This is a genomic window from Mycobacterium gordonae (assembly GCF_001417955.2).
GTDB lineage: Bacteria > Actinomycetota > Actinomycetes > Mycobacteriales > Mycobacteriaceae > Mycobacterium > Mycobacterium gordonae_B.
Map to the genome: position 1 here is coordinate 274,489 of NZ_LKTM01000112.1, position 18,788 is coordinate 293,276.

Sequence of the window (18,788 nt, forward strand, 5' to 3'; positions counted from 1 at the left end):
CAAACGATGAATTCTCGGACACGTGCCGACGTCACTTCCCGCAAAACGCCGATATCCACCGGTCAGAGAGCTAGTGTGCAGCGTGATCGGAGACCCGAGACAAGGCAGAAGGGAAGCCGATTGACGTCGGGTGAGCCAACAGAATCGGACGCGGAGGCGCAGAGCGCTCCGGGGAAGAAGCGCGTCCGCCGCATCCTGCCCCGAATCCGCTTCAAGATCAGCATCCAGTCCAAGATCCTGGTCGCGCTGCTGTTGTCGAGCATCTTGTCCATCGCTGTCATCGGGTACATCGGTGCCATCTCCGGGCGCAATGCCCTGCGCGAAGTCGAGTCCGAGCGACTGATCGAGTTGCGCGAGTCCCAGAAGCGGCAGATCGAGGCGTTGTTCCGCGAGGTGACGAACTCACTGATCGTCTACAGCGGCGGCTTCAGCATCGACCAGGCCGTGCTCGCGCTGACCGCCGGATTCAATCAGCTGAACAACGCGACGATCAGCGGCCCACAACAACAGGCGCTGGCCAACTACTACCAAGACCAGATGATCAAGCCCATCGAACGGGTGACGGGTGAAGAACTCGATCTCAACGCTCTGCTGCCGAAAACCAACGCCGAGAAGTACCTTCAGGCCAATTACACCGCCGCAACGAAGCCCAATACCGACCCGCCGGTGGATCCCGGTGACGGCAGCGCCTGGTCGGCCGCCAATGTTCGCTTCGATTTCTACATGCGCAGCATCGTCAGCCGTTTCAACTACCGGGACGCCCTGCTGTTCGACATGGACGGCAATGTCGTCTACACCGTGGACAAGGGGCCTGACCTCGGCACCAACATCCTGACCGGACCGTATCGCGAATCGAATCTGCGCGAAGCGTACCTGAAAGCGTTGCGCTCCAACGACGTCGAGTTCGTCTGGATCACCGACTTCGAGCCGTATCAACCCCAGCTCGACGTGCCGACCGCGTGGGTGGTGTCGCCGATCGGCCTGGACGGCAGATTCGACGGCGTCATGGCACTGCCGGTCCCGATCGCCAAGATCAACTACATCATGACCGCCAACAAGCAGTGGCAGGCCGCCGGCATGGGGGCGGCGACCGAAACCTACCTCGCCGGTCCCGACGGTTTGATGCGTTCTGACTCAAGGCTATTCCTGGAAGACCCGAAGGAATACCGGCGTGAGGTGATCGCGGCCGGCACCGCACCCGACGTGGCGGACCGAGCGATTCGACTGGGCGGTACCACGTTGGTGCAGCCGGTGCGCAGCGCCGGACTGAAGGCGGCGCAGCGCGGCGAGACCGGGGTGACGAGCGGTATCGACTACACCGGCAATAGGGAACTGGAGGCCTACGCGCCGCTGAATATCGCGAATTCCGATCTGCAGTGGTCGGTTCTGGCCACCCGGGACGACTCGGATGCTTTCGCGCGGATCGGGCGGTTCACCAAAGCGCTTGCGGTCGCCGTGGTGGCGATGGTCTTCGCTATCTCCGTGGCGGCCATGGTCATCGCCCAGGCGGCGGTGCGACCGCTGCGCCGCCTCGAGCAAGGTGCGCAGAAGATCAGCTCCGGGGACTACGAGGTCAACATCCCGATCACGTCGCGTGATGAAATCGGTGACCTCACGGGTGCTTTCAACGAGATGAGCCGGAACCTGGCGATCAAGGAAGAGCTGCTCAACGAGCAGCGCCGGGAAAACGACCGACTCCTGCTGGCGTTGATGCCGGAGCCCGTGGCGCAGCGGTACCGCGAGGGCGAGGGCACCATCTCCCAGCAGCACCAGGACGTCGCCATCATCTACGCCGACGTCGTCGGACTCGACGAGATCTCCAGTGAAGTCGCGGGCGACGAATTGGTCGGCATCGTCGACGACCTGTTCCGCCAGTTCGACTCGGCGGCCGAAGCCCTTGGCGTGGAACGGATTCGCACCTTCCACAACGGCTACCTGGCCAGCTGCGGGGTCGTCACGCCGCGCCTGGACAGCATTCACCGCAGCGTGGAGTTCGCCCTGGAGATGCGCCGCATCATCGAGCGCTTCAACAACCAGAGCCGGCATGTGCTGCGGCTGCGGGTAGGCATCAACACCGGCAATGTGATCAGTGGACTGGTGGGCAAGTCCGGACTCGTCTTCGACATGTGGGGCGCCGCCGTCAGCCTCGCGTACCAGATGCAAAGTGGCTCACCGCAACCCGGCATCTACGTGGCATCCCAGGTGTATGAGGCGATGCGCGACACGCGCCAGTTCACGCCCGCCGGCACGATATCCGTAGGCGGAGCCGAGCAGGCCATTTACCGGTTGGCGGAGCGGTAGTGAACTTCTTCAACTCGGATTGGTTCTATTGGGCGATCGGTGTGGCGATCGGATTTCCGGTCTGCTTGATCCTGCTGACCGAGTTGCACCACATCCTCACCCGCCGGGGTAATCGGCTGGCCCGCCAGGTCGGGGTGATCCGCAACTGGCTGTTACCGCTCGGGGCGCTGTTACTGATCCTGGTGAAGGCCTCGCAAATCCCGGCGGGCGAGATCCCGGTCCGCATTCTGACCACGATGTTCGGCTTCCTGGTGCTGGTGCTGCTGCTGTCCGGACTCAACGCGACGGTGTTCGAAGGCGCGCCCGAAGACAGTTGGCGCAAGCGACTTCCGACCATCTTCCTGGATGTCGGCCGGTTCGCCCTGATCGGGCTCGGACTCGCGGTGATCCTGTCCGTGATCTGGGGCGTGCGGGTCGGCGGGGTGTTCACCGCCTTGGGCATCACGTCGGTCGTGATCGGCCTGATGTTGCAGAATTCCGTCGGCCAGATCGTGTCCGGCCTGTTCATGCTCTTCGAGCAGCCGTTCCGGATCAACGACTGGCTGGACACGCAGACCGCCCGGGGGCGCGTCATCGAGGTGAACTGGCGGGCCGTGCACATCCAGACCGGCGGCGGCCTGCGGATCATGCCGAACTCGATGCTGGCGACCACCGCGTTCACTAATCTCAGCCGCCCGGCGGGCCCGCACAAATGCTCGATCAACACCACCTTCGCGACGTCGGACCCGCCGGACAAGGTATGCGAGATGCTGACCCTGGTGGCCGGCGCACTGCCGCTGATCATGCCGGGGACCGCGCCGACCTCGGTCGCGCTGGGCGCCGGGGAGTACCGCACCACCGTCCGGGTGCACTCTCCGGCGGACGAGGGCGCGACCCAGTCCACGTTCGTGCGCTGGATCTGGTACGCCGCGCGCCGGTGGGAACTGCATCTGGACGGCGAGGACGACGACTTCTCGACACCGGAGCGCGTCATGAAAGCACTACGCACCGTCGTCGCGTCCGAACTGCGGCTGACGCTGGCCGACCAGCAGTTTCTGGCCCCGTACGCCAAGATTCTGCGCTACGGCACCGACGAGATCGTGCAGTACCCGGGCACGGTGCCTACCGCGATGGCGTTCATCGTGGCCGGCAGCGTGCAACTGACGGTGACCGACGCGGATGGCGCCGTGCTGCCCTTCGCCACCCTCACCGAGGGCTCGTTCATCGGGATCACCGCGCTGACCAGGCAGCCGAACCTGGCCGGCGCCTATGCGCTCGAGGAAGTGACCGCGCTGGAAATCGAGCGCGAGCATCTGGAGAAGATCGTGATGGACAAGCCGATGCTGCTGCAGGATCTGGGCCGGCTGATCGACGAGCGGCAGAACAAGGCGCGAGTGACCCGCCGGGAACGCGCCAAAGCGGCGACCGCGGTCGCGCCCGGTCTGCGAAAGCCCGATATCCTGGGGTAATGAGTCTGCAAGCACCGGCGCTGCCTGATTTGCGCCAAGAGGTGCACGATGCCGCCCGCCGCGCCCGGGTGGCCGCCCGGATCCTGGCCTCGACCCCGACGGTGGACAAAGACCGCGCGCTGCACGCCGCCGCCGACGCACTGCTGGCCCATGCCGACCAGATCCTCGTTGCCAATGCCGAAGACCTGGACACGGCGCGGGCCGCCGGCACCCCCGCCGCGATGCTGGACCGCCTGGCGCTCAACCCACAGCGCGTCGACGGCATCGCCGCTGGTCTGCGCCAGGTCGCGGGATTGGCCGACCCGGTCGGCGAGGTGCTGCGCGGCTCCACCCTGCCCAACGGCCTGCAGTTGCGGCAGCAGCGGGTTCCGCTCGGCGTGGTCGGAATGATCTACGAAGGCCGTCCCAACGTCACCGTGGACGCATTCGGGTTGACGCTCAAGTCGGGTAACGCCGCGTTGCTGCGTGGGAGCTCGTCGGCGGCGAGGTCCAACGAGGCGTTGGTCGCGGTGCTTCGCGACGCTCTGGTCAGCCAGGATTTGCCCGCCGACGCCGTCCAGCTGCTCTCGTCGGCCGACCGCGCCACCGTCACTCACCTGATCCAGGCCCGCGGCCTGGTCGATGTGGCGATCCCGCGCGGGGGAGCCGGCCTGATCGAAGCCGTGGTGCGCGATGCGCAGATACCGACCATCGAGACCGGTGTCGGCAACTGCCACGTCTATGTGCACGAAGCCGCCGACCTCGACGTCGCCGAGCGCATCCTGCTGAACTCCAAGACCCGCCGGCCCAGCGTCTGCAACGCCGCCGAGACGCTGTTGGTCGATGCGGCGATCGCGGGGGAGGCGCTGCCGCGGTTGCTGAACGCGCTGGAGACCGCTGGCGTCACCGTCCACCTGGACCCCGGTGAAGAAGACCTGCGCCGCGAGTACCTGGCGATGGACATCGCGGTCGCGGTGGTCGACGGGGTGGATGCCGCGATCGCCCATGTCAACGAGTACGGCACCGGCCACACTGAAGCGATCGTCACCACCGATCTGGCTGCCGCGCAACGGTTTACCGCCCAGGTGGATGCCGCGGCGGTGATGGTCAACGCGTCCACCGCGTTCACCGACGGCGAGCAGTTCGGCTTCGGCGCCGAGATCGGCATCTCCACCCAGAAACTCCACGCCCGCGGTCCGATGGGGCTGCCGGAACTGACCTCAACCAAGTGGATCGTGTGGGGTGACGGCCACACCCGTCCGGCCTGATTACCTCAATCAAAAGGAGCCCTATGAGCGTGCCCGCACGGCCTGTGCCGCTGTTCGCCGACATCGCCGACGTTTCGCGCCGGCTCGCTGAAACGGGTTACCTGCCCGACACCGCCACCGCGACCGCTGTCTTCCTCGCCGACCGGCTGGGCAAGCCGCTGCTGGTGGAGGGCCCCGCGGGTGTCGGCAAGACCGAACTCGCCCGCGCCGTCGCCCAGGCGACCGGGTCCGGCCTGGTCCGGTTGCAATGCTACGAGGGCGTCGACGAGGCCCGGGCTCTCTACGAGTGGAATCACGCCAAGCAGATCCTTCGTATCCAGGCCGGCTCCGGTGACTGGCAGTCGACCAAGGATGACGTGTTCAGCGAGGAATTCCTGCTGCAGCGTCCGTTGCTGACCGCGATCCGGCGCACCGACCCGACCGTGCTGTTGATCGACGAGACCGATAAGGCCGACATCGAGATCGAGGGCTTGCTGCTGGAGGTGCTCTCCGACTTCGCCGTGACGGTTCCCGAACTGGGCACCATCACCGCGACCCGGACCCCGCTGGTCGTGCTGACCTCCAACGCCACCCGCGAGCTGTCCGAGGCCCTCAAACGGCGCTGCCTGTTCCTGCACCTCGACTTCCCGACTCCCGAGCTGGAACGGCGCATCCTGCTCTCGCGGGTGCCCGAACTGCCCGAACACCTGGCCGAGGAGTTGGTGCGCATCATCGGTGTGCTGCGCGGCATGCAGCTCAAGAAGGTGCCGTCGATCGCCGAGACCATCGACTGGGGACGGACGCTGCTGGCGCTGGGCATGGACACCATCGACGACGCCGTGGTCGCGGCCACGCTGGGCGTGGTGCTCAAACACCAGTCCGATCAGCAACGCGCGACCGGCGAGTTAAGGCTCAACTGATGGCCTCCCGACGCATCCGCCCGTCCCGGCCGCTCGCGCCGCACGGGTTGCCCGGACATCTGGTCGGGTTCGTGGAAGCGCTTCGGGGAAGCGGGATTTCGGTGGGGCCGTCGGAGACGGTGGATGCCGGCCGGGTGATGGCGACGCTGGGCCTGGAGGACCGCATGGTGCTGCGCGAAGGTCTCGCGTGCGCGGTGCTGCGCCGGCCCGATCACCGCGACACCTACGACGCCATGTTCGACCTGTGGTTCCCCGCGGCGTTGGGGGCCCGGGCCGTCGTCGCCGACGCAGACGCCGCCGGGGATCCCGAAGGTTTGCCGCCCGACGACGTCGAGGCGATGCGGCAGATGCTGCTCGACCTGCTGGCCGACAACCCGGACCTGGCCGACATGGACGAGCGGCTGGTCCGGATGATCGCCCGGATCGTGGAGGCCTACGGCAAGTACAACTCCTCTCGCGGGCCGTCGTTCTCGTCATACCAGGCGCTCAAGGCGATGGCGCTGGACGAGCTCGAAGGCAAGCTGCTGGCGGGGCTGCTCGCCCCGTATGGCGACGAGCCCACGCCCAGTCAGGAACAGATCGCCAAAGCAATTGCTGCGCAGAAGATCTCGCAGCTGCGGAAGATGGTCGACGCGGAGACCAAGCGCCGCACCGCCGAGCAGCTCGGCCGCGAACACGTGCAGATGTACGGAATCCCACAGCTTTCCGAGAACGTCGAGTTTCTACGCGCCTCCGGTGAGCAGCTGCGGCAGATGCGCCGGGTGGTGGCGCCGTTGGCCCGCACGCTGGCCACCCGGCTCGCGGCCCGCCGGCGACGGTCCCGGGCCGGTTCGATCGACCTGCGCAAGACCCTGCGCAAGTCGATGTCCACCGGTGGCGTGCCGATCGACGTCGTGTTGAAGAAGCCGCGTCCGGCGCGGCCGGAACTGGTGGTGCTGTGCGACGTGTCGGGGTCCGTCGCCGGGTTCAGTCATTTCACTCTGCTACTGGTTCACGCTCTGCGCCAACAGTTTTCCCGCGTCCGCGTTTTCGCGTTCATCGACACCACCGACGAGGTGACGCACATGTTCGGGCCGGAGGCCGACCTCGCGGTGGCGATCCAGCGGATCACCCGGGAGGCCGGCGTGTATGCGCGCGACGGCCATTCCGACTACGGAAACGCGTTCGTCTCGTTCGTGCAGGCGAACCCGAACGTGTTGTCGCCGCGCAGTTCCCTGCTGGTGCTCGGGGACGGGCGCACCAACTACCGCAACCCGGCCGTCGACGTGCTCGCCGACATGGTCAACGCCGCCCGCCACGCGCACTGGCTCAACCCGGAGCCCAGACACCTGTGGGGGAGCGGCGATTCGGCCGTGCCGCGGTACGAGGAAGTCATCACGATGCACGAGTGCCGGTCGGCCAAACAGTTGGCCTCGGTGATCGACGCGCTGCTGCCGGTGTAGCGTTCCCCGTCTGCTCGGCGAGGGGGCGCGCTGTCAGTGGGTCTTGCGGAATACCAGCCAGCGCATCTCGATTGGGCTCTTGTCCCGTTCGACGGGGAACACGTCGAGGCCACTGACCCAGTCGGCGTACCAACTGGTGGGCGGCCAGGCGCCGGTCGGCAGGTTCGCCTGCTCGTATTCGTACACCGAGTCGTCGGCGACCAGCTCGAGAGGCAGCCCCTCGGAGGCGGTCGACAGCTCCTGCCGGGAAAACATGCCTGTGTACGCTTGCTGGCCGAATTCGCGTGCTGCGTCGTCGATTTCGTAACCGTAGCGCGGGAGGAAGGTGTTGAACACCAACTGTCCGCCGGGTGCCAGGCAGGCCGCGGCGAGTTCGAACAGCCGGCGCAGCTGCTGTGTCGACCGGAAGTCGGGCACCACCTCCGACAGCAGGATCAACTGGTAGTCCTGGCGCAGATCGTCGGTCGTCTCGAAGACGTTGCGCACGATCACGCGCACGTCGAGACCTTCGGCCCGGGCCTGCGACCGGATGATCTCGGCGAACTTCGGCGTCAACTCCACCACGTCGACGGGGTGTCCGCGGCGTCCCAGGGGAAGCGCGTTGCGCCCGGTCCCCGCGCCGATGTCGAGCACCGGATGCGTGCGGGCATCGGCTGCTTCGTTGGCCAGCGCCCACACCCGGGCGTCGGGCTCGGTGCCGAACAGCGGTGGTTCCCGGGTGCTGATCCAATTCTCGTAGGCTTCGGCGACGGTGAACCACCGGGCGTTGACCTGGTAGTGCAAGGTCGGGCCGACCGGTGCGTTATAGCTGACCACGATGTTGGAGCGCTGCGAGATCGAGTAAGCCTCGGCCAGCTGATTCTGCAGCACGGTCCGCAGGTGGGCGAGTTCCTCGTCGTTGAACTGCCGGCCCACCCCGGCGAAGATGCGGCTGCACATCTCCACGTACTCGTCGAGCAGGCTCGGCACCGCCGGCAGCGAAATCTCGCCGCTGACCACCGACCGGCTGTAGAACCGCCGGGTCATGGCGTCTTTCCACTCTTGTTGCTGATCTACGGCCGCCGGCAGCGAATTTTCCACAGCACTCCTTCTACACCATCGTCCGCGCTGGTGTAAGGCCTTGAGGCCAGGCCATCGGATTCTTTGAAGAATTTGCCGGGCGCCGCCGCCGGGCTCTGCCCGCTCCGCGCCAGGTAATGCCTGATCGCAGGCTCCAGTAAGCTGGCAAACCATGCAAAAGCAGCTGCGCAGGCTGGGGGTGATGGGTGGGACGTTCGATCCCATCCATTACGGCCACCTGGTTGCTGCCAGTGAGGTCGCAAACAAGTTCTCGCTCGACGAAGTCGTCTTCGTTCCCAGCGGACAACCGTGGCAGAAGGACCGCCAGGTGTCCGCCGCCGAGGACCGGTACCTGATGACCGTGATCGCCACCGCGTCCAACCCGCGTTTCTCGGTCAGCCGCGTCGACATCGACCGCGGCGGCCCCACGTACACCAAGGACACGCTGCGGGATCTGCGGACCCTCAACGCGGACTCCGAGCTCTACTTCATCACCGGCGCCGACGCGCTGGCGTCCATCCTCACCTGGCAGGGCTGGGAAGAGATGTTCGAGCTGGCGCGTTTCATAGGTGTCAGCAGGCCCGGCTACGAGCTGCGCCACGACCACATCACCGAAGTTCTGGGTGAGTTGCCCCGCGAGGCGTTGACGCTCGTGGAGATTCCGGCGCTGGCGATCTCCTCGACCGACTGCCGGCAACGCGCCCTGGAACGCAGACCGCTGTGGTACCTGATGCCCGACGGCGTCGTGCAATACGTCTCCAAACGACGCCTTTACCGCACCCCCGAGAGGAGCGAGAACCCGGCCGCCCCCAGCGTGGCCGCCGGGAACAGCACATGAGCGCAAATCAAGAAGCGATCGACATGGCCACGGTGGCCGCCGCCGCCGCGGCATCGAAACTGGCCGACGACGTGCTCGTCATCGACGTGTCCGGCCAACTCGTCATCACCGACTGCTTCGTCATCGCCTCGGCGTCCAACGAACGGCAGGTCAACGCCATCGTCGACGAGGTCGAGGAGAAGATGCGCCGGGCCGGCTACAAGCCTGCCCGACGTGAAGGTGCCCGTGAGGGCCGCTGGACCCTGCTGGATTACCGCGACATCGTCGTGCACATCCAGCACCAGGACGACCGCAACTTCTACGCCCTCGACCGGTTGTGGGGCGACTGCCCGCTGGTGGCCGTCGACCTCGGGGACCATCGCGACGGGGCGTCGGAATGAGGGCGCGCCGCCTGGTGATGCTGCGGCACGGGCAGACCGACTACAACCTCGGCAGCCGGATGCAGGGCCAGCTCGACACGGACCTGAGTGAACTGGGCCGCGCTCAAGCCGTCGCCGCCGCCGAGGTGCTGGGCAAAGTCCAACCGTTGCTGATCGTGTCCTCGGACCTACGCCGTGCCTTCGACACGGCGACCAAGCTGGGGGAGCAGACCGGCCTGGCTGTCCAGGTGGACCCCCGGCTGCGCGAGACCCATCTGGGCGACTGGCAGGGCATGACCCACACCCAGATCGACGCAGAGGTCCCCGGTGCCCGGTTGGCCTGGCGCGAGAACGCCGGATGGGCCCCGCACGGTGGGGAAAGTCGCGTCGACGTGGCCGCCCGGAGCGTGCCGCTGGTGGCGGAACTGGTTGCCGCCGCACCGGAGTGGGGCGGCGCGGGCGAGCCCGAGCGGCCGATCGTGCTGGTGGCCCACGGCGGTCTGATCGCCGCGCTGTCGGCTGCGCTGTTGAAGATCCCGGTCGCCAACTGGCCGATCCTGGGTGGTATGGGCAACTGCAGCTGGGTGCAGCTGAGCGGTCACTCCGAGGATGCCGCTGGATTTGAGGACATCCGTTGGCGACTGGACGTGTGGAACGCTTCGGCGCAGGTGGCCAATGACGTTCTCTGATTCGGGGGCCAGACCCACCCTTCTGATCTTTGCCGACTCACTGTCCTACTACGGCCCGACCGGCGGTCTGCCTGCCGACGACCCGCGAATCTGGCCCAATATCGTTGCCGCGCAAATTGGTTGGGATGTGGAGTTGATCGGCCGGATCGGCTGGACCTGTCGGGACGTGTGGTGGGCGGCCACGCAGGACCCGCGCGCCTGGGCGGCCCTGCCCAAAGCCGGCGCGGTGATCTTCGCCACCAGTGGCATGGATTCACTGCCGTCGGTGTGGCCCACCGCCGTGCGTGAGCTGATCCGTTATGTCCGGCCCCCGCTGTTGCGGCGCTGGGTGCGCCAGGGCTATGGCTGGTTGCAGCCCCGGCTCTCACCGGTGGCCAGGTCGGCACTGCCGCCGCAACTCACCGCCTACTACCTGGAAAAGACGCGCGGCGCAATCGATTTCAATCGTCCGGGAATCCCGATCGTGGCGTCATTGCCGTCGGTGCACACTGCCGAGACCTACGGCAGGGCGCATCACGGGCGCGAAGGCACCGTCGCCGCGATCACGCAGTGGGCCGACGAGCAGCAGATTCCGCTGGTCGATCTCAAAGAGGCTGTCGCCGAAGAGATCATGAGTGGGCGGGGCAACCCGGACGGGATCCACTGGAACTTCGAGGCGCATCAGCGCGTCGCCGAGCTGATGCTCAAGGCGCTCGCCGAGGCCTGTGAGAACGGCACAGTTTCTCCCGAGAAATCGCGCTGACGGTGACCGTCCAGGTCGTCACGGACAGCTCGTCGCGCCTACCGGTCGCAGTGCGTGACCAGTGGCGAATTCGTGAAGTGCCGCTGCATATCCTGCTCGACGGGGCGGACCTGCGCGACGGTGTGGACGACGTTCCCGACGACATCCACAAGCGTCACGCCACCACCGCGGCCGCCACCCCGGCCGAGCTGTGCACTGCCTATCGCCAGGCCCTGACCGAGAGCGGCGGGGACGGGGTTGTCGCCGTTCACATTTCGTCCGGCCTGTCCGGGACCTACCGCGCCGCCGAACTGGCCGCCGAGGAGTTCGGGCGCTCGGTGCGGGTGGTCGACTCCCGGTCGACGGCAATGGGTGCCGGCTTCATCGCGTTGGCCGCCGCTCAGTCGGCTGCGCAGGGTGCCGATCTGGACGCCGTCGCCGGGGCCGCGGCGGCCGCGGTGCGCCGCACCCACGCCTACATGGTGGTGCACCGCCTGGACAACCTGCGCCGCAGCGGCCGGATCGGCGGCGCCAAGGCGTGGTTGGGCACCGCGCTGGCGCTGAAGCCGCTCCTGCACATCGATGACGGGAAACTGGTTCTGGCGCAACGAATCCGGACATCCAAGGGCGCCATCGCGGCGATGGTCGACCAGGTGTGCGACATCGTGGGCGACCGTCAGGCCGCGCTGGCCGTGCACCACGTCGCCAATCCGGACGGCGCACGCGAGGTTGCCGCGGCGTTGGCCGATCGGCTACCCAAGTGCGAACCCGCGATCGTGACGCCGCTGGGCCCGGTGCTCGCGCTGCACGTCGGAGACGGGGCGCTGGCCGTCTGCCTGCAACTGGCCGAGTGACCCGGCGGGCTCAGATCTGCTGGACGACGACCGTCCTGCCTATTCCGTCGGCGGTGTTCTCAAAATAGACGGGCAACAGTGAGAACGGGTACGAGCCGGTGTTGAACACGTAATAGCCGGGACCATACATGGGGCCCGTCGCCGACGCGACAACAAATGGGGTGTTGGCAGCTGTGACCGTCTGCGTGTAGAGGGGCACGCCATTGATCGTGGAGACGGTGATCACCGTTCCCGCCGGCAGGTGGTTACCGATGTTGAGGCCCGGCACCAGTGACTGCGGGACGGCTCCGAGTGCACCCCCGGTATCGATGAATGCGCCGACGGTCTGCGGCAATTCATTGTTAATCTGAACTTGCACAACGGTTCTCGGGGATCCGCCCATTCCGACGTAAGGCGGCAGCGGATTGGGGCCGAACTGCATCGTGCCGCGCGGTAGGTTGACCAGCACTCCATCGTCCAAGTTGCCGGGTAGAGCATCGATCACCGAAGCGGGGAACGGATAATCGTTGTTCTGGCCCACGCCGAGATAGGCGGGCAGGGTCGACAGATCCACCACCCTTCCGCTTAACGTGGCCGAGGTCGCGACGCCGATGGTGGTTGGTTCCGTGACGATGCCGTTTCCGAAGTTCAGGGTGGTCTGATACGTCTGATAGTTGACCAACAGGGAGCCGCCGTAACTGACGCTGCCCGATCCGGTCGGGGCGCCGAGGGTGGCCAGGTCGACGTAGTGCGGCGGCACCACCAGGCCAGAGGCGCCGGAATCGACGATGACGGGCGACGTCGGTCCCCCACCCACCGTGATATTCAGCATCGGGCTGCCGTACTGACCGGGATAGATCAGTGTCTGATTGGGACCGAGCGCCGTGCTGATTCCAGCGGTGCCGGGCTGCCCCAGCAGCCCGCCGCGACCGCCCGCGCCACCTACGCCGCCGGGACCACTGGCCCCGCCCGTGCCCCCGATGCCGATCAGTCCCGCCGAGCCACCGGCGCCACCGGGCATACCGCCGTAGAGATTGCGGCCCCCGGTGCCACCGTTGCCCACCAATAAGCCGCCGGCGCCGCCGGCGCCCCCGGCCGCCCCGTACCGGACGCTGACGCCGCCGGTGCCGCCGTTGCCGAACAACCAACCGCCGGCCCCACCGGGTGTTCCCACGCCCTGAGCGGTGGTGTACCCATTGGCGCCGTCACCGAACAGGGGACGCCCGGTTGCCTGCAGGACCGGGTCGTTGATGAGGTGGGACACGTTGGAGGCCAGATAGTTGGCGAGTGCCGCCTCTGCTGCGGCGTACTCGCGCGCCGTCTCCAGCAGCCTGACCTGGAATTGCTCATAGGACGCCGAAAACTCTTCGGCCGCTTGCTGATACTGCTGGCCGTGCTCGGCGAAGAAGGCCGCGACCGCTGCGGAGATTTCGTCGGCGCTGGCGGCCGCCAGGTTCCCGGTGGGAATCGCCGCCGAAATATTCATTGACTGCAGGGCAGCCCCCACGGTCTGCAGCTTCGCCGTTGCGGATATCAACTGTTCCGGAGACACCAAGACGAAAGACATGGCAGCCCCCAATCGTTACGCGCCGTCTCCGGCAGCAGTGCTCGAACTGTAACTCCGGAGTGTGCGCTCCGACGTTGACCTGGTGTGGGTAGCCGGGTCAGACACCGCCGGGGCCGCCTGTCCCGCCCTTGCCGCCGGTGCCGCCGGTGCTGCCGACAGCGGGACCGCCCGTGACGCCGTCGCCACCAGCGGTGCCTTTGCCGCCGGTGCTGCCGGTGCCTCCCGTGCCGCCGGAGCCGCCGGTGCCGCCGTTGGCGCCGGAGCCGTTCGTGCCCCCGACCCCGCTGGTGCCGCCGTCGCCGCCCTTGCCGGCGGTGCCGCCGTCACCGCCCTTCGCGCCGGTGAAGCCCGAGCCGGTCAGGCCGGTGCCGCCGGTGCCGCCGGTGCCGCCGTTACCGGCGGCACCGCCGTTGCCGGCCGTGCCACCGACGAATGTCGAGCCGTTGAAGGTTCCGGCGTCACCGCCCCTGCCGCCGTTGCCGCCGCCTCCGCCGGCACCGCCCGCGTTGGGAGCAGCCGTGCCTTTGCTCGAACTGCCGGTGCCGCCACCGCCGCCGGTTCCACCGCTGCCGCCGGCACCGCCGATATTCGTTGTGACGGCTCCTGTGCTCGCGCCACCGGCCCCGCCGTCGCCGCCGCGCCCGCCGAGACCGCCCTTGGCGGGAATCGACGTGGTGTTGTTGCCGCCGTTACCGCCCTGGCCGCCGCCGCCGCCGCTGCCGCCCGCCGCGGTGAGGTCGCCGATCCCGCCTTCGCCGCCGCTACCGCCGTTGCCGCCGGCTCCGCCCGGCGCAGCGGGACTGCCGTTGCCGCCCTTGCCTCCGGAGCCGCCGTTGCCGCCGGTACCGCCGACGGCGCTCAGGGCGCCACCCTTGCCGGCGATGCCTGCGGCGCCGCCGTTGCCGCCGTCGCCGCCCCTGCCGACGTCGTCCCCGAGAGGCCCACCGTTGCCGCCGGTGCCGCCGTTGCCCCCGTGGCCGCCGCTGCCGCTGGCGCCGTTGGTTCCACCCGGGCCGGAGTTGCCGCCGTTGCCGCCTTTGCCGCCGGCGCCCCCGCTGCCGCCCGCGTCAGCAGCGAAAGACGCGCCGGCGTTGATGCCCTGAGCGCCGTTGCCGCCGTTGCCGCCCTTGCCGCCGTCACCACCATTCCCGGCCGTAGCGCCGTTGCTGGTAGCGCCGGCACTGCCGCCGTTGCCGCCGACTCCGCCGGTACCGCCGGTTGGGGCGCTCACGCCGCCCGGGCCGTTGTCGGTGCCGGCGTTTCCGCCATTGCCGGCGTTGCCGCCGGCGCCGCCGCTGCCGCTGACGCCGCCGGTGCCGGCGGCGTTTCCGCCGTCGCCGCCCTTGCCGCCGTTCCCGCCGATGTCGCCCGCTTTGCCAGTCGCACCGGTGAGGCCGTTGCCGCCGGTACCGCCGGTGCCTCCGTCGCCGCCTCGGCCACCGCTGCCCTGCGTGCTGCCCGTGCCGGTGGCGCCGGCGTTGCCACCCGTACCGCCGGCACCGCCGGCGTTACCTGCGCCGGCGCCTGTGACACCGGCGCCACCGGCGCCGCCGTTGCCGCCCGCGCCGCCGCTGCCGGCTGTGCCTCCGATGCTCCCGACACCGGTGGCGTTGCCCCCGTTGCCGCCTGCGCCACCGTTGCCGCCGGCGTCTCCCACGGTGCCGGCCGCGCCGCTGTTGCCGTTGCTGCCCTTGCCGCCGGTGCCGCCGGTGCCGCCGGCTGCGCCGCTGCCGGCGGCCGCGCCGGCGCCGGCTTTGCCCGCGTCACCGCCGTTGCCGCCGGCCCCACCCGAGGGTGCCGTCACGCCGCCCTTCCCGGCGTCGGCGCCGCCGTTGCCGCCGTTGCCGCCGTTGCCACCGTTGCCTGCGCTGCCGCCGCTTGTGCCCCCGTTGCCCCCGTTGCCGCCGTTGCCGGCCTTGCCGCCGGCGCCGCCGACGGCGCCGCTGCCTTCGCTGATTCCGCTGACGCCACCGGTGCCGCCGTTGCCGCCGAGTCCGCCCTTGCCGCCGGTGGTGCCGCCGACGCCGCCGCTGCCGCCGTTGCCGCCGAGTCCGCCGACGCCGCCGTTTCCACCGGCCAGGCCCGAGTTGAGGGCCGCATCGCTGCCCGTGCCGCCGTTGCCGCCCGCACCACCGTTGCCGCCGGCGCCGCCCACGCTGCCGGTGCCGGTGGCGGCGCCGCCGACCCCGCCGGCACCGCCGTTACCGCCGCCTCTGCCGCTGTTGTCACTGCCGGCGCTGCCGTTGCCGCCGTCGCCGCCAGCCCCACCTACACCACCCTTGCCCGCCGCGGTGCCGCCTGTACCCGCCGCGCCGGCATTGCCGCCTTTACCGCCGGCTCCGCCGGAAGGTGCACCGGAGCCGCCGAGGTCCGCGCCGCCGTCACCGCCGCGGCCGCCGGCGCCGCCGTTGCCCGCGTTGCCCGCCTTGCCGCCGGTACCGGAGGCGTTTCCTCCGGCGCCGCCGATGCCGCCGACGCCACCCGCGCCACCATGGTCACCGGCGGCGCCTACGCTGCCGTTGCCGCCGTGGCCGCCGGTACCACCGGTGCCGCCGATGCCGCCGGCGGCACTACCGCTCGCCGCGCCCGGACGGCCACCCGCGCCGCCACGGCCACCCGCGCCGCCGGCCGGGGCTGTCGTGCCGCCGGTTCCGGTGTCGGTGCCTCCGGTCCCGCCGTCGCCGCCGCTGCCACCCGATCCGCCGTTGCCCGCTTTTCCGCCGACGCCCGAGGCGTTGCCGCCGATGCCGCCGGCCCCACCCAGACCGCCGGCATCGCCTGTCTTCCCGACGGTGTCGGTTCCGCCTCTGCCGGTGGCACCGCCGCCGCCGTCACCGCCGTTACCGCCGACGCCGCCGCTGCCCTTGGTGGACCCGGTACCCGCCGTGCCGGCGTTGCCGCCGTTTCCGCCGGCACCGCCCGCAGGAGCAGTGGCCCCGCCGCCGCCGATGTCGGCACCGCCCTTTCCGCCGTGACCGCCGTTGCCGCCATCGCCGGCCTTGCCGCCGATGCTGCCGGTGCCAGTCGCCTTGCCGCCGTTGCCGCCGGTGCCGCCGTTGCCGCCGGCGGTTCCGGCTGCGCCGGCCGCACCCTCGCTGCCGTTACCACCGTTGCCACCGGTGCCGCCGCTGCCGCCGGCGCCGCCGCTGCCGGAGACGGCTCCGGTGCCGCCGGTGCCGGCGCTACCACCGGCGCCGCCGTTGCCCCCGGTGCCGCCACTGCTGCCCGCAGCGGAGTAGCCGGTGCCGCCATTTCCGCCGGCGCCGCCGTTCCCGGCCTTTCCGCCGATGCTTCCCTTACCCGCGGCGTTGCCGCCATTTCCGCCGGCGCCGCCGGCGCCGCCGTGATCACCGGTCGTCCCGACGCCACCAGCGTTGCCGTTCGCGCCTTTGCCGCCGGCTCCTCCGGCGCCGCCGACGCCGCCGCTGCCAACGGTGTCGCCACTGCCGGCGTTGCCGGCGTCGCCGCCGTTGCCGCCGATGCCGCCGGCAGCGGCGGTGGCACCGCCCGTACCCGTGTCGGCCCCGCCATCGCCACCGGTTCCGCCGGCCCCGCCGTTGCCGGCTCTGCCGCCGATGCTGCCGGTGCCGGTGGCGCTGCCGCCGTTTCCGCCGGCCCCGCCGTGGGCACCGTCGGTCCCGGCGCTGCCGGCCGCGCCCGTGTTGCCGTTGCCGCCGTTTCCGCCGTTGCCTCCGCTGCCCCCGACGGCGCCGCTACCCGCGATGGCGCCGGCACCGGCCGCGCCGGCCTTGCCGCCGTTGCCACCGATTCCGCCGTTGCCGGCCGTGGTGCCGGGACCGCTCTGCCCGTTGCCGCCGTTTCCGCCGGCGCCGCCGTTGCCTGCTTTGCCCCCGGTGCCGGTGACGCCGCCGTTGCCGCCATTGCCACCGATCCCACCGTCCCCGCCGGTGTCGCCCGCAGTGCCGTCGACCGTACTGGCGTTGCCGTCCGCGCCCTTGCCGCCGGACCCGCCACTGCCGCCGGTGCCACCGCGCCCCGCGGTAGCGCCGGTGCCGGCCTGGCCGGCGTCGCCGCCATTGCCGCCATCGCCGCCGGACCGCGCCGTGGTGCCGCCGGTGCCTGTGTCGCTGCCCGCGTTTCCGCCGTTGCCGCCGGCACCGCCGTTGCCCGCGTTGCCGCCGATACCGTTGACGCCACCGGCTCCGCCGTTACCACCGGCCCCGCCGCTGCCGCCTCTGGTTCCGCCGTTGCCGGCCGCGCCGTTGCTGCCGTTTCCACCGTCGCCGCCGGTGCCGCCGGCTCCACCACTGGCGCCGCCGCCCACGACGGCGCCGCTACCTGCGACGCCGGCGTTTCCACCGTTGCCGCCGGCTCCGCCCTTGCCGCCGGGTATGCCGGAGTTGGCCTTACCTCCACCGGAACCGCCGTTGCCGCCGGCGCCGCCGTTTCCGGCGTTGCCGCCGGTGCCGGTAAGACCGCCGCTGCCGCCGTTGCCGCCGGAGCCGCCGGCGCCGCCATTGTCGCCGGCACTACCGGCCGTGGTGCCCGCGCTGCCATCGGTGCCGCCGCCGCCGACTCCGCCGTTGCCTCCGACGCCGCCGCGACCCGCGATCAGACCCGTGCCGGCCTTGCCGGCGTCGCCGCCATTGCCTCCGCTGCCGCCGGACGGGGCGGTGAAGCCCCCGCCGCCGCTGTTATCCGAGCCGCCCTTCCCGCCGGCACCTCCGGCGCCGCCGTCTCCGGCGTTGCCGCCGATGCCGGTCGCGCCGCCATCGCCGCCGTTGCCGCCGACACCCCCGCTGCCACCGGCGAACCCGGCCTTGCCGGACCCGCCGTTGACGCCGCTGCTTCCGTCCCCGCCGTTGCCGCCGCGACCGCCGGTGCCGCCGTGGCCCGTTGCGGCACCGGTACCTGCGGCTCCCGCCGCGCCACCGCTTCCGCCGGCGCCGCCTGCGCTGCCGGCTCCGTTACTGGCGCCGGCCTCACCGCCGGCACCGCCGTTCCCGGCGTTACCGCCGATGCCGGTGGTACCCGCGCCACCGGCTCCGCCTGCGCCGCCGTCGCCGCCCTGACCACCGCCGCCGCCTTGCAGACCGGGGCCGGTGGGGGCGATGCCACCGTTGCCGCCGTGACCGCCGGCGCCGCCGACCCCACCGCCGCCCGCGGTGCCGCCCGGTCCGGAGCTGCCACCCGCACCGCCGGCGCCGCCGCGGCCGCCTGTGAACCCGGTCGCGCCTACAGCGCCGCCGGCGCCGTCGGCTCCTGCACCGCCGCCCCCGCCGTCGCCGCCGCGACCGAAGCCACCGCCTCCGACGCCGGCGCCGCCGGCTCCGGCATCGCCGCCGTGCCCACCCGCCCCGCCATCGCCGCCGGCGCCGGCGGCGACGGCGGTGTCGGCGGCGCGGGCGGAGCGGGCATCAGCGC

13 protein-coding genes are annotated in these 18,788 nt (G+C 70.3%); 10 read left to right on the plus strand and 3 right to left on the minus strand.

The window, feature by feature from the left end:
- Positions 1-120: 120 nt before the first annotated feature.
- From AO501_RS11955 to AO501_RS11975, 5 genes are read left to right on the plus strand one after another with little or no spacing between them, the layout of a single operon-like run.
- On the plus strand, positions 121-2,301 hold the full coding sequence (locus AO501_RS11955) for an adenylate/guanylate cyclase domain-containing protein (RefSeq protein ID WP_055577897.1): 2,181 nt from the start codon (positions 121-123) through the stop codon (positions 2,299-2,301).
- Positions 2,301-3,749 carry a mechanosensitive ion channel domain-containing protein gene (locus AO501_RS11960; protein WP_055577898.1) on the plus strand — a complete coding sequence of 483 codons (1,449 nt, stop codon included), beginning with the start codon at positions 2,301-2,303 and terminating at the stop codon, positions 3,747-3,749. Before AO501_RS11955 ends, AO501_RS11960 begins: the two co-directional genes overlap by 1 nt.
- Entirely contained in the window at positions 3,749-4,996 is a 1,248-nt protein-coding gene (locus tag AO501_RS11965; RefSeq protein WP_055577899.1) for a glutamate-5-semialdehyde dehydrogenase, read from the plus strand. The genes AO501_RS11960 and AO501_RS11965 overlap by 1 nt, the downstream gene beginning before the upstream one ends.
- Before the next feature lie 23 nt (positions 4,997-5,019).
- Positions 5,020-5,895, plus strand: a complete 876-nt coding sequence (locus AO501_RS11970; protein WP_055577900.1) for an AAA family ATPase — start codon at positions 5,020-5,022, stop codon at positions 5,893-5,895.
- Positions 5,895-7,337: a vWA domain-containing protein gene (locus AO501_RS11975; protein WP_055577901.1), complete on the plus strand. Its 1,443-nt coding sequence runs from the start codon at positions 5,895-5,897 to the stop codon at positions 7,335-7,337. Before AO501_RS11970 ends, AO501_RS11975 begins: the two co-directional genes overlap by 1 nt.
- A 33-nt stretch (positions 7,338-7,370) precedes the next feature.
- Here the strand turns inward: AO501_RS11975 and AO501_RS11980 are convergent, their stop codons facing one another.
- Positions 7,371-8,363, minus strand: a complete 993-nt coding sequence (locus tag AO501_RS11980) for a class I SAM-dependent methyltransferase (protein ID WP_156452492.1) — start codon at positions 8,361-8,363, stop codon at positions 7,371-7,373.
- 205 nt (positions 8,364-8,568) lie between these two features.
- Between AO501_RS11980 and nadD the strand changes: the two genes are divergently transcribed.
- The 5 genes from nadD to AO501_RS12005 are packed head-to-tail and all read left to right on the plus strand — an operon-like array spanning position 8,569 to position 11,857.
- Positions 8,569-9,234, plus strand: coding sequence for a nicotinate-nucleotide adenylyltransferase (gene nadD, locus AO501_RS11985; protein WP_082658569.1), 666 nt, complete (start codon positions 8,569-8,571; stop codon positions 9,232-9,234).
- The gene (gene rsfS, locus AO501_RS11990) at positions 9,231-9,614 is read left to right on the plus strand and encodes a ribosome silencing factor (protein WP_055577903.1); all 384 of its coding nucleotides are present in this window, start codon (positions 9,231-9,233) and stop codon (positions 9,612-9,614) included. Before nadD ends, rsfS begins: the two co-directional genes overlap by 4 nt.
- Complete coding sequence (gene gpgP / locus AO501_RS11995) at positions 9,611-10,282, plus strand: glucosyl-3-phosphoglycerate phosphatase (protein WP_055577904.1); 672 nt, start codon at positions 9,611-9,613, stop codon at positions 10,280-10,282. The genes rsfS and gpgP overlap by 4 nt, the downstream gene beginning before the upstream one ends.
- Positions 10,269-11,024 carry a diglucosylglycerate octanoyltransferase gene (gene octT, locus AO501_RS12000; protein ID WP_055577905.1) on the plus strand — a complete coding sequence of 252 codons (756 nt, stop codon included), beginning with the start codon at positions 10,269-10,271 and terminating at the stop codon, positions 11,022-11,024. The genes gpgP and octT overlap by 14 nt, the downstream gene beginning before the upstream one ends.
- A gap of 2 nt (positions 11,025-11,026) precedes the next feature.
- Positions 11,027-11,857, plus strand: a complete 831-nt coding sequence (locus AO501_RS12005) for a DegV family protein (protein WP_055577906.1) — start codon at positions 11,027-11,029, stop codon at positions 11,855-11,857.
- 10 nt (positions 11,858-11,867) lie between these two features.
- Here the strand turns inward: AO501_RS12005 and AO501_RS40165 are convergent, their stop codons facing one another.
- Both AO501_RS40165 and AO501_RS40170 read right to left on the minus strand, forming a co-directional pair.
- The gene (locus tag AO501_RS40165; RefSeq protein ID WP_055577907.1) at positions 11,868-13,403 is read right to left on the minus strand and encodes a PecA family PE domain-processing aspartic protease; all 1,536 of its coding nucleotides are present in this window, start codon (positions 13,401-13,403) and stop codon (positions 11,868-11,870) included.
- A gap of 97 nt (positions 13,404-13,500) precedes the next feature.
- On the minus strand, positions 13,501-18,788 hold a 5,288-nt coding region (locus tag AO501_RS40170), incomplete at its 5' end, for a hypothetical protein (protein WP_055577908.1).

What these genes read in the sequence shown, in the direction of transcription:
- AO501_RS11965 (WP_055577899.1), top strand. Translation starts at nt 3,749, where the DNA reads ATGAGTCTGCAAGCACCGGCGCTGCCTGATTTGCGCCAAGAGGTGCAC.
- AO501_RS11970 (WP_055577900.1), top strand. Translation starts at nt 5,020, where the DNA reads ATGAGCGTGCCCGCACGGCCTGTGCCGCTGTTCGCCGACATCGCCGAC.
- AO501_RS11975 (WP_055577901.1), top strand. Translation starts at nt 5,895, where the DNA reads ATGGCCTCCCGACGCATCCGCCCGTCCCGGCCGCTCGCGCCGCACGGG.
- AO501_RS11980 (WP_156452492.1), bottom strand. Translation starts at nt 8,363, where the DNA reads ATGACCCGGCGGTTCTACAGCCGGTCGGTGGTCAGCGGCGAGATTTCG.
- nadD (WP_082658569.1), top strand. Translation starts at nt 8,569, where the DNA reads ATGCAAAAGCAGCTGCGCAGGCTGGGGGTGATGGGTGGGACGTTCGAT.
- rsfS (WP_055577903.1), top strand. Translation starts at nt 9,231, where the DNA reads ATGAGCGCAAATCAAGAAGCGATCGACATGGCCACGGTGGCCGCCGCC.
- gpgP (WP_055577904.1), top strand. Translation starts at nt 9,611, where the DNA reads ATGAGGGCGCGCCGCCTGGTGATGCTGCGGCACGGGCAGACCGACTAC.
- octT (WP_055577905.1), top strand. Translation starts at nt 10,269, where the DNA reads ATGACGTTCTCTGATTCGGGGGCCAGACCCACCCTTCTGATCTTTGCC.
- AO501_RS40165 (WP_055577907.1), bottom strand. Translation starts at nt 13,403, where the DNA reads ATGTCTTTCGTCTTGGTGTCTCCGGAACAGTTGATATCCGCAACGGCG.